14 protein-coding genes are annotated in these 13,303 nt (G+C 61.1%); 8 read left to right on the forward strand and 6 right to left on the reverse strand.

What is annotated here, in order from left to right; all coding sequences use genetic code 11:
- Nucleotides 1-147 precede the first annotated feature (147 nt).
- The 8 genes from Q6L55_01540 to Q6L55_01575 all read left to right on the forward strand — a co-directional run bounded on the left by Q6L55_01540 (nt 148) and on the right by Q6L55_01575 (nt 9,371).
- On the forward strand, nt 148-411 hold the full coding sequence (locus Q6L55_01540) for a tetratricopeptide repeat protein (protein MEN9257401.1): 264 nt from the start codon (nt 148-150) through the stop codon (nt 409-411).
- A gap of 121 nt (nt 412-532) precedes the next feature.
- On the forward strand, nt 533-994 hold the full coding sequence (locus tag Q6L55_01545) for a GNAT family N-acetyltransferase (protein MEN9257402.1): 462 nt from the start codon (nt 533-535) through the stop codon (nt 992-994).
- Entirely contained in the window at nt 991-1,635 is a 645-nt protein-coding gene (locus tag Q6L55_01550) for a YqiA/YcfP family alpha/beta fold hydrolase (GenBank protein MEN9257403.1), read from the forward strand. The genes Q6L55_01545 and Q6L55_01550 overlap by 4 nt, the downstream gene beginning before the upstream one ends.
- Nucleotides 1,632-2,327, forward strand: a complete 696-nt coding sequence (locus Q6L55_01555; GenBank protein ID MEN9257404.1) for a M15 family metallopeptidase — start codon at nt 1,632-1,634, stop codon at nt 2,325-2,327. The genes Q6L55_01550 and Q6L55_01555 overlap by 4 nt, the downstream gene beginning before the upstream one ends.
- A 32-nt stretch (nt 2,328-2,359) precedes the next feature.
- Complete coding sequence (locus Q6L55_01560) at nt 2,360-3,181, forward strand: cyanophycinase (protein ID MEN9257405.1); 822 nt, start codon at nt 2,360-2,362, stop codon at nt 3,179-3,181.
- Nucleotides 3,182-3,191: 10 nt separating this feature from the next.
- On the forward strand, nt 3,192-5,816 hold the full coding sequence (gene cphA / locus Q6L55_01565; GenBank protein ID MEN9257406.1) for a cyanophycin synthetase: 2,625 nt from the start codon (nt 3,192-3,194) through the stop codon (nt 5,814-5,816).
- Nucleotides 5,816-8,620, forward strand: a complete 2,805-nt coding sequence (gene polA / locus Q6L55_01570) for a DNA polymerase I (GenBank protein MEN9257407.1) — start codon at nt 5,816-5,818, stop codon at nt 8,618-8,620. Before cphA ends, polA begins: the two co-directional genes overlap by 1 nt.
- 208 nt (nt 8,621-8,828) lie before the next feature.
- A complete protein-coding gene (locus Q6L55_01575; GenBank protein MEN9257408.1) occupies nt 8,829-9,371 on the forward strand; it encodes a rubrerythrin family protein in 543 nt (180 codons plus the stop codon).
- A gap of 56 nt (nt 9,372-9,427) precedes the next feature.
- On the opposite strand, the gene Q6L55_01580 is transcribed toward Q6L55_01575, so the two are convergent.
- The 6 genes from Q6L55_01580 to Q6L55_01605 all read right to left on the reverse strand — a co-directional run bounded on the left by Q6L55_01580 (nt 9,428) and on the right by Q6L55_01605 (nt 13,283).
- A complete protein-coding gene (locus Q6L55_01580; protein ID MEN9257409.1) occupies nt 9,428-10,180 on the reverse strand; it encodes a photosystem II S4 domain protein in 753 nt (250 codons plus the stop codon).
- A gap of 1 nt (nt 10,181) precedes the next feature.
- Nucleotides 10,182-11,258 (reverse strand): pentapeptide repeat-containing protein, encoded by a 1,077-nt coding sequence (locus Q6L55_01585; protein MEN9257410.1) that lies wholly within the window; start codon nt 11,256-11,258, stop codon nt 10,182-10,184.
- Nucleotides 11,259-11,392: 134 nt separating this feature from the next.
- Complete coding sequence (locus Q6L55_01590; GenBank protein MEN9257411.1) at nt 11,393-12,109, reverse strand: pentapeptide repeat-containing protein; 717 nt, start codon at nt 12,107-12,109, stop codon at nt 11,393-11,395.
- A gap of 3 nt (nt 12,110-12,112) precedes the next feature.
- A complete protein-coding gene (gene purQ, locus Q6L55_01595; protein MEN9257412.1) occupies nt 12,113-12,799 on the reverse strand; it encodes a phosphoribosylformylglycinamidine synthase subunit PurQ in 687 nt (228 codons plus the stop codon).
- The gene (gene purS, locus Q6L55_01600; protein ID MEN9257413.1) at nt 12,796-13,053 is read right to left on the reverse strand and encodes a phosphoribosylformylglycinamidine synthase subunit PurS; all 258 of its coding nucleotides are present in this window, start codon (nt 13,051-13,053) and stop codon (nt 12,796-12,798) included. The genes purQ and purS overlap by 4 nt, the downstream gene beginning before the upstream one ends.
- Nucleotides 13,050-13,283, reverse strand: coding sequence for a hypothetical protein (locus Q6L55_01605; GenBank protein MEN9257414.1), 234 nt, complete (start codon nt 13,281-13,283; stop codon nt 13,050-13,052). The genes purS and Q6L55_01605 overlap by 4 nt, the downstream gene beginning before the upstream one ends.
- Nucleotides 13,284-13,303 lie beyond the last annotated feature (20 nt).

The raw sequence follows: 13,303 nt of genomic DNA on the forward strand, positions 1-13,303 counted from the left end.
TTCAGCCAGGCGGTGCAGTGTCAACCCCATTACGGCGCGGCCTATTACCGGTAGAGCTTGCTGCGTCTGCCAACCCATGACTACCAGGGGAGGCGCTGCGGTGGGAACCCCAGGGGGCATTGATTTGCGACCACCGGCGTTCGGGCCGTGACCGAGAAGCAAGCTCTACGGATCAACCCCAATTTCGCCTACATCCACGGCACGGCTTTGAACCCCAGCCGGCAGGACGCGGTGGGCAATGCTTATGACTGGCAGAGGGCGATGACCAACTATAACCAGGCGTTGCGTCTAGACCCTAACTTTGCTCTGGCCTACTGTCAACGGGGAGCTGTGGGAGACATCCGCCGGGCCTTGCTGCTGGATCTGACCCTGGAAATTCCGGCGTTTATGTTGCCCCAGGGGGAAAGTTAAAATGAAGCTGAACTTTTCAGGAAATGGTAGCCCTACGTAACCGATGAGTTGCCTACGACTGGGCTAGGTTAAAAATGGTGATTTTTGCTATGCTCAGTCAAGTTGACACTGTTTTTTGACCATGACCATCACCATTAGCACCGACCTGGCCCGGGTGGATGTGCAGCAATTGCAACACCTGTTGAACATAGGGGCGTTTTGGGCGGTAAATCGGACGGTGGAGGAGTTACAGACGGCCTTGGCCCACAGCGATCCGGTGGTGACGGTGTGGGATGGGGAGAAACTGATTGGCTTTGCCCGGGCGACGTCGGACCGAGTGTACCGGGCGGTATTGTGGGACGTGGTGATTCACCCGGAGTACCGGGGTCGAGGCCTGGGGCGACGCTTGGTGGAGACGGTGTTGGCCCATCCCAGCATCCGGTCGGTGGAGCGGGTGTATCTCATGACCAGCAGCCAGCAGGGGTTCTACGAACGCCTGGGGTTTGAGGAAAACCGGACCACCACCATGGTGCGCTATCACCGGCAGCCGGCAGTGACCTGGCCAACTCTAGAACCCCTGGTGGAACTGGTGCCCGCCCCATGAGACCCCAGCGCGCCGTTTATATCCATGGCTTTGGGTCAAGTCCCCGCTCCGGCAAGGCCCAGTATCTGCAAAAACAACTGGCCCGGGTGGGTATGCCCATGGCCATCCCCGATTTGAACCAGGGAGATTTTACCCATCTGACCTTGACGCGGCAAATCCAGCGGGTGGCGGAAACCCTAACCCCGGAACCGACGGTGTTGATTGGCTCCAGTTTTGGGGGGTTGACGGCGGTTTTTGTGGCGGAACGGTATCCCCAGGTGAGTCATTTGGTGTTGCTGGCGCCGGCTTTGCGGATGCGGGAGTACTGGTTGCAGCGCCTGACGCCTGCCCAATGGGAACAATGGCGCACCCAGGGGACAATCCCGGTCTATCACTACGGCGAAGGGAAGGAGTTGCTCTTGCACTACGGGTTTTGGACGGATTTGCAGACCTATGACGAGAGCCGGTTGCAGCGCCCTGTGCCCACCCTTATTGTGCATGGTCGTCAGGACGACGTGGTGCCGCTAGCGGTGAGCGAAGATTACGCCCATACCCGCCCCTGGGTGACCCTGATCTCGGTGGACGACGACCACACCTTGCACCGCAGCCTGGATTGGATCTGGGGGCAGTTGGTGGCCTTTCTAGGGGTAGCGCCGGCGTGACTTACCGCGACCTGCCGATTCACGAGTGCGGGGAACCCCTGGTGCCTGTGCCGGCGGACCGGTTGGCCCTGGTGCAGCCCCATCCCTACCTGGCCTTGGGGGCACCCTACGGGGAAACTTCACCCTTCTGGTTGCGGCGGGGGGTGATGGCGCGGTTACTCCAGGCCCAAGAGGTCCTGCAAACTCTGCGACCGGGCTGGCGTTTGTGCCTTTATGACGGCTACCGGCCCAACCGGGTGCAGGCGTTTATGGTGGACTATACCTACCGGCAATTGGCCCGCCAGTATCCTGACCAACCGGCCGAGGCGCTGTGGGCACAGGTGTACCAGGTGTGGGCCGTCCCCAGCGATGACCCCCAGCGACCACCCCCCCACAGTACCGGTGCGGCTGTGGATGTCACCCTGCTGGATGCCCAGGGACAGCCAGTGGATATGGGTTCCCCTATCGATGAACCGTCGCCCCGTTCCCACCCCCATTACTACCCGCCCCACAGCCTCTACGGGCAACACCGGCAGTTGCTTTTCCAGGTCATGACCCAGGCGGGATTGGTGCGCCATCCCCGGGAGTGGTGGCACTTTTCCTGGGGTGACCAGTTGTGGGCTTGGGTCAGCGGCGCCGGTATGGCCCATTACGGGCGGGTTGAAGGGCAAATTGCATCCTGGAACACCGTTTGTGGGAACGGCTATGATTAACTGAAGATTAAGAGACGAGCAAGCGACAAAACATGGAGCAAGCCCCAACGTTGGTGATTGGCGGTGCCGAGGATAAGGTGCATCAATTGGAAATTCTCCAGACGTTCTGGCGGCGGGCAGGGGGTTATCAGGCGCGGTTAGGGATTATTCCCTCGGCGTCGGGGGAACCGGCGGTCATCGGCAGTTTGTACCAACGGTTGTTTGAAAATATGGGCTGTCGCTGGGTGCAGGTGCTGGATGTGCGGGAACGGGAGCAGACCGAAGACCCCCGCTGGCACGAGCGGTTGCAGGATTTTACGGGAATTTTCCTCACTGGGGGTGACCAGTTGCGCCTGGCGACGTTGTTAGCGGATTCGGCCCTCCTGGCGGCCTTGCATTATTATCGGGAACGGGGGCAGTTGACTTTGGCCGGCACCAGTGCAGGGGCAGCGGCAATGGGCTATCACATGATTGCTGGCGGCGGCAGTGGGGAATCGCCCCACCCGGCTCTAGTGCACATGGCTGATGGCTTGGGGTTTTTGCCGGATGTGATCGTGGACCAGCATTTCCATAACCGCAATCGGGTGGCTCGGTTGTTCAGTGCGGTGGTGATGCACCCGGATTGTTTGGGGGTGGGGGTAGATGAGGATACCTGTGCCCTGTTTGAGCGGTCGGGGGAGTTGCAGGTGCTAGGGCGCGGTACGGTGATGATTCTGGATGCGGGGGAGGCGGCCTCCTTTTGTGAGTGCCATCCCCATAGTCGCACGCCGGTGAGCATTCACAATTTGCGGGTGCATCTGTTGCGGCGGGGGGACCGGTTTGACTACCGGCGGCGGCGCGTGCTCCCCCCGGTTTACCAGCACTGTCCGGTTTGAGGACGCGACCGTGGAGATCCTGCGCATCCTGACCCTCAACGGCCCGAATTACTGGAGCGTTGACCGTACTAAGTTAATCGTGCTGCGGTTGGACCTGGGCCGGTGGGCGATGGTGCGCACGACGGATATTCCCGGCTTTTATGAACGGTTGACCCGCCTGCTGCCGGGCCTGGCGGAGCACTACTGCGTGGCCCAGCGGTGGGGGGGCTTTTTGCAGGAGGTGCAGCAGGGGACGTCCCTGGCCCATGTGGTGGAACATACGGCCCTGGAGTTGCAGTACATTGCCGGGATGGGGGTGAGTTTTAGCCGCAGTCGCTGGACGAGCACGCCGGGGGTGGTGCAGGTGGTGTTTGAGTACGAACAGCCGGAGGCGGGACGGCTGGCCGGGCGGGCGGCGGTGCGGATTGTCCATACTTTGGCTCAGGAGCAGGACTATCCCCTGGAGGAGTTGATCGAGGATGTGGGAGAACTGCGGCACATCCGGGCGGAGGCGGCCCTGGGTCCTAGCACGGAGGCGATTGTGCGGGAGTGCGAGGCGCGGGGGATCCCCTGGCGGGAACGGGCGCGGGGGATTATTCAGTTGGGCTATGGCTGCTACCAGCGGCGGATTCAGGCAACCCAGACGGATAGCACCAGCATCCTGGGGGTGGAACTGGCCGGCGATAAGGAGAGCACCAAGCAGATGCTCCAGGAGGCGGGTATTCCTGTGCCCCGGGGAACGGTAATCCGACGGGAACGGGAACTGGCGGCGGCCATCCGGGAGGTGGGGGGCTATCCGGTGGTGCTCAAGCCGTTGGATGGCAATCACGGGCGGGGAATTACCTTGGATATCCGCACCTATGAGGAGGCCCTGGCGGCCTATGACCTGGCCATGGCGGAATCCCGGGCGGGACGGGTGATTGTGGAGCGGTTTCACCAAGGACATGACCACCGCATTTTGGTGATCAATGGCCAGGTGGTGGCGGTGGCCCAACGGGTGCCGGCCCACGTAGTCGGGGATGGGATGCATACGATTCAGGAGCTGGTGGACCAGGTCAATCGGGACCCCCGCCGGGGAGAAGGCCATGACAATGTGCTGACGCGGATCAGTTGGGACGAGACGACGGAGCAAATTCTGGCCCGGCAGGGGTACCACGCTCAGACGGTGCTGCCCAAGGGGGCCATAGCCTATCTGAGGCGCACGGCCAATCTCAGCACAGGGGGGACGGCGGTGGACCGCACGGATGATATTCACCCAGAGAATGCCTGGCTGGCGGTGCGGACGGCGGCGGCGGTGGGCTTGGATATTGCCGGGATTGATGTGGTGACGACAGATATTACCCAACCCCTGCGGCAAACGGACGGGGTGGTGGTGGAGGTGAACGCAGCGCCGGGGTTTCGCATGCATTATCGTCCCAGCGAGGGCCTGGCCCGCAATGTGGCGGCACCGGTGGTGGAGGCCCTGTTTCCCCCGGGTCGGCCTTGTCGCATCCCCATCATCGCCATCACAGGCACCAACGGCAAGACGACGACCACGCGCCTGACGGCCCACCTGTTGCGGCAGACGGGAAAGGTCGTGGGATTTACCACCACCGATGGGACCTATGTGGGGGATTACCTGGTGGAGCCGGGGGACAATACGGGACCCCAGAGCGCCCGGTTGATCCTCAACGACCCTCTGGTGGAGGTGGCGGTGCTGGAGTGCGCCCGGGGGGGAATTTTGCGCTCAGGGCTGGCCTTCCGGGAGTGTGATGTGGGGGTGGTGTTGAATGTGGCAGCGGACCACCTGGGCAGTTACGACATTGACACCCTGGAGGAGATGGCCAAGGTAAAAAGTGTGGTGGCGGAGGTGGTGGCGCCGGGTGGGGTGGCGGTGCTCAACGCCGAGGATGAGCGGGTGGCAGCCATGGCGGCGCGGGTCAAGGGGCGGGTGGCCTATTTTGCCTTGCGGGCGGACCATCCCCTGATCCAGGCGCACCGGCGGCGGGGGGGCTTGGCGGCGGTCTATGATCAGGGGGAGTTGTGGCTGTACCAGGGGGAATGGACGCTGCGCATCCTGCGGGCAGCGGAGGTGCCCTTGACCCTAGGGGGGCGGGTGCCGTTTATGATTGCCAATGTGCTGGCGGCGGTCTTGGCGGCCTACAGCCAGGGGGTGACCTTGGCCCAGATTCGCCAGGGGTTGCGGACCTTTAGCGCGTCCACCACCCAAACGCCGGGGCGGATGAATCTGTTGCCGGTGGGGTCCTTCCATGCCCTGGTGGATTACGCCCACAATCCCCACAGTTACGCGGCGGTGGCGGATTTTGTGCGGGCTTGGCAGGAGGGGTTACGCATTGGGGTGATTGGGGGTCCGGGGGACCGGCGGGACGAGGACTTGCGCCAGTTGGGGGAAATTGCCGGGCGGGTGTTCGATTGGGTGATTATTAAGGAGGACGACGATTTGCGGGGCCGGGCGCCGGGGGAGGTGGCCGAGCTAATCCGCCAGGGGCTGGTGCAAGCGGGTACGGCCTGCCGTTGGGAAATCATCCGGGACGAGACGACGGCGATTCGCACGGCCTTAGGTAAGGCCACGCCGGGGAGTCTGGTGGTGGTGTTCCCGGAGAAGGTGCAGCGGGCGCTAGAATTAATCCAACGGCACGGGATGCCCACCCCTTGATGACTGCCCCCTGTTTGTTGCTGGTGGATGGCCATTCCCTGGCGTTTCGGTCCTACTACGCCTTGGCCAAGGGACGGGAAGGGGGGCTGCGCACCAAAACGGGGATTCCCACCAGTGTCACCTACGGGTTTGTAAAAGCGCTGCTGGAGGTCTTAAACCGGCAAACGTTTACCCATTTGGCGGTGGCCTTTGACTGTCGGGAACCCACGTTTCGCCATGTGGCCGATGCCCGTTACAAAGAGGGGCGGGTAGAGGCCCCGGATGATTTCCATCCCGATGTGGCCAATCTCCAGCGACTGTTGCGGGCGTTGCGCATTCCGGTGGTCATGGCCCCGGGCTACGAGGCAGACGACATTTTGGGGACGTTGGCCAGGCGAGCGGAACGGGAGGGTTTTGTGGTGAAAATTCTCTCCGGCGACCAGGATTTGTTTCAGTTGGTGAATGACCGGATCCACGTGTTGCTGTTGTCTAACCAAAATGGGCCGCCGGTGGAGGTTGACCCAGCCGGTGTGGTGGAAAAATTAGGCATTCAACCGGCGCAGGTGGTGGATTTCAAAGCCCTGTGTGGCGACAGTGCCGATAACATTCCCGGGGTACGGGGGATTGGGGCGAAGACGGCGGTCGCTTTGTTGCAGAAATACCGGGATTTGGATGACCTGTACGCCCACCTGGAGGAGTTGCCCAAGGCCCAGCAACAAAAACTGACCGAGGGCAAGGCGTCGGCCTATCATTCCCGCTTTATGGCCACGATTCATGACGATGTGCCCCTGGAGGTCACCTGGGAGGATTGCCGATTGGTGGGGTTTGATATTTTTGAGGTTTTGCCCCTGCTGGAGGAGCTGGAATTGCAATCGTTTCAGCGTCACATTGACCAGCTTTACCGGCAGTTGGGGGGCACCCAGGCCGAGGAGTTGGATTTTTTTTCGGCGGAAGAGACGGCCCACCAGCGCTCCTGGACACCTCCCTTTACCGTCTGGACCATTGGCACCGCGGCTGAGTTGCAACAACTGGTGCAAACGCTCCAGGGCCTGACCACGCCGGTGGCCTGGGATACGGAAACCACGGCTTTGGACCCCCGGGATGCGCAATTGGTGGGGATCGGTTGCTGCTGGGCCGAAAACCAGGTGGCCTATATTCCCGTGGGGCATCATCAGGGGCAACAGTTGGATAGGGCGCTGGTGCTGCAACAGCTCAAACCCATCCTGGAAAGCCCCACCCACCCTAAGCTGTTCCAGAACGCCAAATTTGACCGCAATGTGCTGCGGGTGCAGGGGATTCACCTACAGGGGGTGGTGTTTGACACCCTGCTGGCCAGTTATGTGCTCGACCCGGAGGGCAACCACAAACTGGCGGATTTGGGGGCGAAGTACCTGGGGTTGCAGGCCCAGTCCTACCAGGATTTGGTGCCCAAGCAGCAAACTATCGCCGAATTGCCCATTCCCACCGTTGCGGCCTACTGCGGGATGGATGTATATCTGGTGTTTCGCCTGGCGCCCCTACTGGAGAAGGAGCTGCAAAAAATCCCCAGCCTGTACCGGGTGTTTCGGGAGATCGAGCTGCCTTTGGAACCGGTGTTAGCGGCGATGGAGTACCGGGGGATTGCCCTGGATGTGGCGGTTTTGCAGCAACTGTCCCGGGAATTTGACCGACAATTGCAGGTCCTGGAAAAGCAGGCCCATGCTCTGGTGGGACAGGAATTTAATCTCAACTCCCCCAAGCAGTTGAGCGCCCTGCTGTTTGACACTTTGGGACTGAACAAAAAGAAGGCCAAGAAAACCCAGTGGGGCTATGCCACGGACGCGGCGACCCTGGAGAAATTGCGGGGGGAACATCCGGTGATCGAGGTGATCCTGGAGTACCGGACCCTGGCCAAACTCAAGTCCACCTACGTCGATGCCCTGGCGCAACTATGCCGTAAAGATACCGGTCGGGTGCATACGGATTTCAACCAGACCATGACGGCGACGGGGCGTTTGTCCTCTTCCCACCCCAACCTGCAAAACATCCCGGTGCGCACAGAAATTGGCCGCCAGATTCGCCGGGCATTTATTCCCCAACCGGGCTGGCTGTTGGTCTCGGCGGATTACTCCCAAATTGAGCTGCGTATTTTGGCCCACCTAAGCCAGGAACCGGTGTTGATTGCCGCCTTTCAACGGGGGGAGGACATCCACCGATTAACGGCCCAATTGCTGCTCGAAAAAGAAACCATTACCCCGCAAGAACGCCGCCTGGCCAAGGTGATCAATTACGGGGTGATTTACGGCATGGGACCCCAGCGCCTGATGCGGGAAGCGGGGATTGGTTTTGCCGAAGCGAAAGACTTTATTGACCGCTTTTACCAACGCTACCCGGCGGTGTTTGCCTACCTGCAAAAAACGGAGCAACAGGCGGTGACCCAGGGCTACGTGGAAACCCTTACCGGGCGGCGGCGTTACTTTCGGTTCACCAGTCCTTGGCTGCAACAGTTACGGGGGAAACCCTTGAGCGACAGGGATTGGGCGATGGTGCAAAAGCGGCTCAATGCCGTGGATGCAGGTTTGTTGCGGGCAGCGGCCAATGCTCCCATCCAAGGTTCCAGCGCCGACATCATCAAAATCGCCATGATCCGCCTGCATGAATTCCTACAGGATTACCAGGCCCATCTCCTGCTCCAGGTCCACGACGAATTGGTGTTCGAGATGCCCCCGGACGAATGGCCCCACTTGGCATCTCCCATCCGGCAGATCATGGCCCAGGCCGTGCCCCTGGCAGTCCCCCTGGAGGTGGATATGCACGCGGGCCGCAATTGGCAGGAAGCAAAATAGCCCCCAAGTTCTGTAAAAGTTTGATAAAAATCTTTAGAGAACTTTACTTTGTAGAGTTTGCTGGCGGACGCGTAGTTTTGGGGAGCGGTCTTGTCAAGATTTCCGTAAAAAATTGCAGGATTAGTTGCAACAAAATGAAACGGATTTTCCCGTCGGTATAGGTCATAATGCTGGTGGCAACCTGTAATCCATGTGTAGGAGCGGGAACATGAGTTTGAGCCATTTTCAAGAAGATTTCATGGGGATTGACCGGTTCTTCCAGGAGGCGGTGTACCACGATGAGACGGATTTGAATGCCGCCTCGACGGTGGAAGTGGAGATGTACGAGCACGAGTGCATGTATCCCACCTTTGCGGAGATTGCTCGGCAGGCGGGTCATCCCGAAATCGGGGCGATGTTTGACGCCATTGCCCGGGAGGAAGGGGAACATGCGCAACTGGTGCGCCGGTTGTACCAGCAGTTGGAGGTGAAGGATTCGCCCCAAACCCAAGAGGCCAAGCGCCTGGTGGCGCAAATCCAAGCCCAGATGGAGGTGGTGGCCAAGGACCCTCGGGGGTTGCGGCGGGCATTGGAAACGGCCCTGGAAGTGGAAACCATTGAGAGCGAAAAGACCTATCCCGCGTTTGCGGAGTTGGCCCGGCGGCAGGGGAAGGAAGAAGTGGCCCGGGTGTTTGAAGAAATCGTCCGTTCGGAAACGCGCCATGCGGCTTGGGTGCGGCGGGCCTTGGAGTCCTTGCCGGCTCATGTCTAATCCGGGAAACGCCTGATGGCAGGAGCGGCCCCTGGGCAACCCCTGGGGGTTTTTTGTTAGGTCAAGCGGGTCAGGGCTACCCGGTAGCGGTCCTTTTTAGTCAGGGCAATTTCGCCCACCACCACCCGACCCTTGCCCTGGAGAGCAATCACATCGCCGGTTTTGAGGACATGGCTGGGCTGGGTTACCGTTTGCCAGTTCACCCGTACCTCCCCCTGCTTGATCAATTCCACCATCTTGGCCCGGGATAGCCCAAACCCCGCCGACGCCAGGGCATCCAACCGCAAGGAAGCCTCCACCGTGGTCAATTCCTTGGTGCGGGGGGGTGGGACCCGTAGTTCCGACCAGTCCAGGGGACGCACCGTGACCGGGACAGAGCGCACCTGGGTTAGGTGTAGGCAGAGAAAATCGGCTATCTCGGGGACCACAATTACCTGGGCGCCCCGTTCCCCTAACACCAAAATATCGCCCACCTTCTCCCGCACGATACCCGTGCTCAGGATCGCCCCCAAAAAATCCCGATGGCTGGCCGGGTCGAACAGGAAATTGCCCTCGATCCCCAGCAGCGCTAGAGGAATGTCAGCAGGGGTCAGGGGTATATCCACCGGTGCCAGGGCCACCCGGACCCGTTCCGCTTGGGGATAACCACCCCAACTTTGCCAATGCACCGTGCTTAAACGCCGGCAGTAGGTTTCCACCTGGTGAACTTCGGGGGGACTCAACAGGTCGCTCACCACCACTTGCCAGGTACGCTCAGCGCGGTCAATCCAGTCTTCTAGGCGGGCTTGCAGCAGGTGGGAATCGGCCATTTCAGGGGTTGGGCGCTGTATAGGTCACCACACCGTTGGGCAGGATGGTTCCCTTGAACACCGTATCGCGCAGAGAGGCTTCCTGCAGGCGGGCGTGGTTGAGGCTGGCTTCCGACAAATCCGCCCGTTCCAGGTTCGTGCGCAGCAGGTCGCTCCAGGTCAAATCCGCCGCCGTCAAGTTGGCCTGGGATAAGTTCGCATCGGTTAAATAGGCGCCGCTTAGGTTGGCCCGTGAAAGGTCCGCCTGCACCAGGAGCGCCTCTGTTAAATTGGCCTGGGACAAATCGGCCCGGCGCAAATCTACCCGCGTCAGGTCGGCACCGGCAAAATTGGCCCCAACAGCGACCACGCGGCTCATCGTGGCCTCCGTCAGTTGCGCTAGACGCACATCCGCCCGTTGCAAATTGGTGGCGCTGCGCAGTTCGCTGCTGAGAATGGCCCGGCTAAGGTTGGCCCGCACCAACCGCGCGTCGGCTAAATTGGCGCCCCGCAAGTTCGCCTGGGACAAATCCGCCTCCGTCAAGTCGCAGCCCCGCAGGTTCGCCTGGGATAAATCCGCCCCCCGCAAACAAACCTCCCGCAAATCCAAACCACTCAAATCCACGCCGCTGAGCTGGGCCTGGCGGAAATCCTTTTCCCCCCGCTGAAGCCGCTGGCGCATATCCGCTGTTATGGTTTCTGTGGGGACAGGTTGGGGTGGAACGGTTTGGGGACGGAGGGTGTCCATTTGCGCCCTGACCCGTTGCCCCCGTTGCGACTGCCGCTGGAGTGTTTCCCGCAGGCGAGCCAGCCGTTCCTGCACCGATTCGCCGCGCATAGCCGGTGTCACCGTCAAACTTTCGGCCCAGTGGGGAATCTCCTCCCCCTTGACCCGACCAAACACCAGCAACGAACGAATATCCATTCCCTTCAAGCGGGGCAGTCCCTCCCGCAGACAGGTCACGGTTTGGTTTAGTGGTGGCACCGTCGGCCCCTCTACCAGCACTCGCAACTGGCCATTTTCCACAATGCCCTTACCCGTACAGTCCAGGGGCGCCAGGGTTGTCCGCAGCCAATCCGCCAGATCCGGGGTCGTCATCACCACAAGCTCTAGCATAGGTTGAATGGGGGTTGAGATACGCTCATCAACGTAACCCATGACTGAGGGCCGTTTCCATGAGCGAAATCACTAGGGCTGGCCACCGAGAACCCGGCTAAATGGTAGCACGATTTTCAGGGCATCGCTGCCTCGAAGACCAGGCCATCGGGCAAGGTGGCGCCGGTCAAGTCCACATCCGTCAAAATGGCCCGTTGCCAATCCACCTCCAACAAGTAGGCCCCCTGCAAATTGGCCCCCTGGAGCACCGCCCCGTTTAAGCTGGCCCCCTGCAAATTGGCCCCCTGTAAATTCGCCCCCCGCAGGACCGCCCGGGACAAATCCACCTGCCGCAGGTTAGCCCCCTGTAAATTCGCCCCCCGCAGAATGGCCCGGCACAAATCCGCCTGCCAAAAATTCGCCCCCCGCCCATCCAACCGATACAGATAGGCGCCGCTCACATCCCCATTGGTGACATCCGCCTGCACCAGCAAAGCCCCACTTAAATCCGCCCGGCTCAAGTTCGCCCCATTCAAGTCCGCCCGCGTCAGGTCCGCCCCCGCCAGCACCGCCCCCACCAGCTTCGCCTGAACCAAATTGGCCTCCACCAACCGGCAGTCGCTCAAATCCGCCTCCCGCAACACCGCCTGCTTGAGTTTGGCCCCCTGCAAATTGGCCCCCGCCAGGTAGGCCCCCGTCAAGCGCGCCCCACTCAAATCCGCCCCGGCCAGATTGGCTTCGCTGAGATTCACCCCGTTTAAGCCGGCCCGGTACAAATCCACCCCCTGCAAATCCCAGCCGCTGAACTCCCGCTCCCCTGCCCGATAGCGCTCCAGCAGTTCCTCAGCGTTCATCCCTTAGCGACCCCAACCGGCAGTTTCAGCATACCACGCCAGCAAACCGGTAAACAGCCCCAGCCCATCGGTCGGACCCAAATCCGGGTCGCAGGCCCGCTCCGGGTGAGGCATCATCCCCAGCACATTCCCCCGGCGATTGCAAATCCCGGCAATATCCACCACCGACCCATTGGGATTGGGGGGCAAGTAGCGAAACACCACCTGCCGGTGTTGCTCCAGCTCCCGGATTACCGCCGGTTCCGCGTAGTAGCACCCCTCCCCATGGGCAATGGGCAACTGCAACACCTGCTGGGGTTGGTAGTGGCACGTCCAGGGCAAATCCACCCGTTCCACCCGCACCGGCACCCGGTCGCAAATAAACTGCAAATCCCGGTTGCGCATCAAGGTCCCCGGCAGCAGGCCCACCTCCGTCAGAATCTGAAACCCGTTGCACACCCCCAGCAGCCACTTCCCCGCCTCCGCATGGCGAATGACCGCCGGCATGACCGGAGAAAACCGCGCCAGCGCCCCACACCGCAAGTAATCCCCGTAGCTAAACCCCCCCGGCAGCACCAGCAAATCCACCTCCCCCACCTCCATCTCCTCATGCCAAATCAGGCGGGTCGGCCAGCCCAACACCTGCTGCGTCACCCAGGCCATATCCCGGTCGCAATTGGACCCCGGAAATACCACAATCCCGCACCTCACCCTTGCGCCTCCAGGCGGAAGCGGTAAGTTTCGATGACAGGATTGGTCAACACCTCCCGACAAATACGGTCCACCTGGGCCTGGGCCTGGGCCTGATCCGGAGCCATCAGGGTCAATTCGATCAACTTCCCCATGCGCACCTGCTGCACCCCGTCGTAGTGGTGTTGTTGTAGTACACGGGTCACCGCCGTTCCCGCCGGGTCCAGCACCCCCGGTTTCAGGGTGATGTGAATTTCCGCGTGGTAGGTCGTCATGGCTCCCCGAACACCTCGGCTTCCCGACCAACCCACCACTCCCCCAAAGCCATCACATCCCGGTGAATCCCCTGCAACCGCCATTCATACTCCTCTGGCGACAGGTGGGGACGTTCCTCCTGCAACTTCAACAAACGCAGTTGCGCCAACAACCAAGGCTGATGCAACCGTCCCGTCGCCGCCATGTACCTTGCCAGCGCCTCCGGCGTCATGGGTCCTTTTTGGTCCATGATTTGTATTGTACGCTGCC

This window comes from Gloeomargarita sp. SRBZ-1_bins_9 (genome assembly GCA_039794565.1).
Taxonomy (GTDB): Bacteria; Cyanobacteriota; Cyanobacteriia; order Gloeomargaritales; family Gloeomargaritaceae; genus Gloeomargarita.

What these genes read in the sequence shown, in the direction of transcription:
- polA (MEN9257407.1), top strand. Translation starts at nt 5,816, where the DNA reads ATGACTGCCCCCTGTTTGTTGCTGGTGGATGGCCATTCCCTGGCGTTT.
- Q6L55_01605 (MEN9257414.1), bottom strand. Translation starts at nt 13,283, where the DNA reads ATGGACCAAAAAGGACCCATGACGCCGGAGGCGCTGGCAAGGTACATG.
- purS (MEN9257413.1), bottom strand. Translation starts at nt 13,053, where the DNA reads ATGACGACCTACCACGCGGAAATTCACATCACCCTGAAACCGGGGGTG.
- Q6L55_01585 (MEN9257410.1), bottom strand. Translation starts at nt 11,258, where the DNA reads ATGACGACCCCGGATCTGGCGGATTGGCTGCGGACAACCCTGGCGCCC.
- Q6L55_01550 (MEN9257403.1), top strand. Translation starts at nt 991, where the DNA reads ATGAGACCCCAGCGCGCCGTTTATATCCATGGCTTTGGGTCAAGTCCC.
- Q6L55_01590 (MEN9257411.1), bottom strand. Translation starts at nt 12,109, where the DNA reads ATGAACGCTGAGGAACTGCTGGAGCGCTATCGGGCAGGGGAGCGGGAG.
- Q6L55_01575 (MEN9257408.1), top strand. Translation starts at nt 8,829, where the DNA reads ATGAGTTTGAGCCATTTTCAAGAAGATTTCATGGGGATTGACCGGTTC.
- Q6L55_01580 (MEN9257409.1), bottom strand. Translation starts at nt 10,180, where the DNA reads ATGGCCGATTCCCACCTGCTGCAAGCCCGCCTAGAAGACTGGATTGAC.
- Q6L55_01545 (MEN9257402.1), top strand. Translation starts at nt 533, where the DNA reads ATGACCATCACCATTAGCACCGACCTGGCCCGGGTGGATGTGCAGCAA.
- Q6L55_01560 (MEN9257405.1), top strand. Translation starts at nt 2,360, where the DNA reads ATGGAGCAAGCCCCAACGTTGGTGATTGGCGGTGCCGAGGATAAGGTG.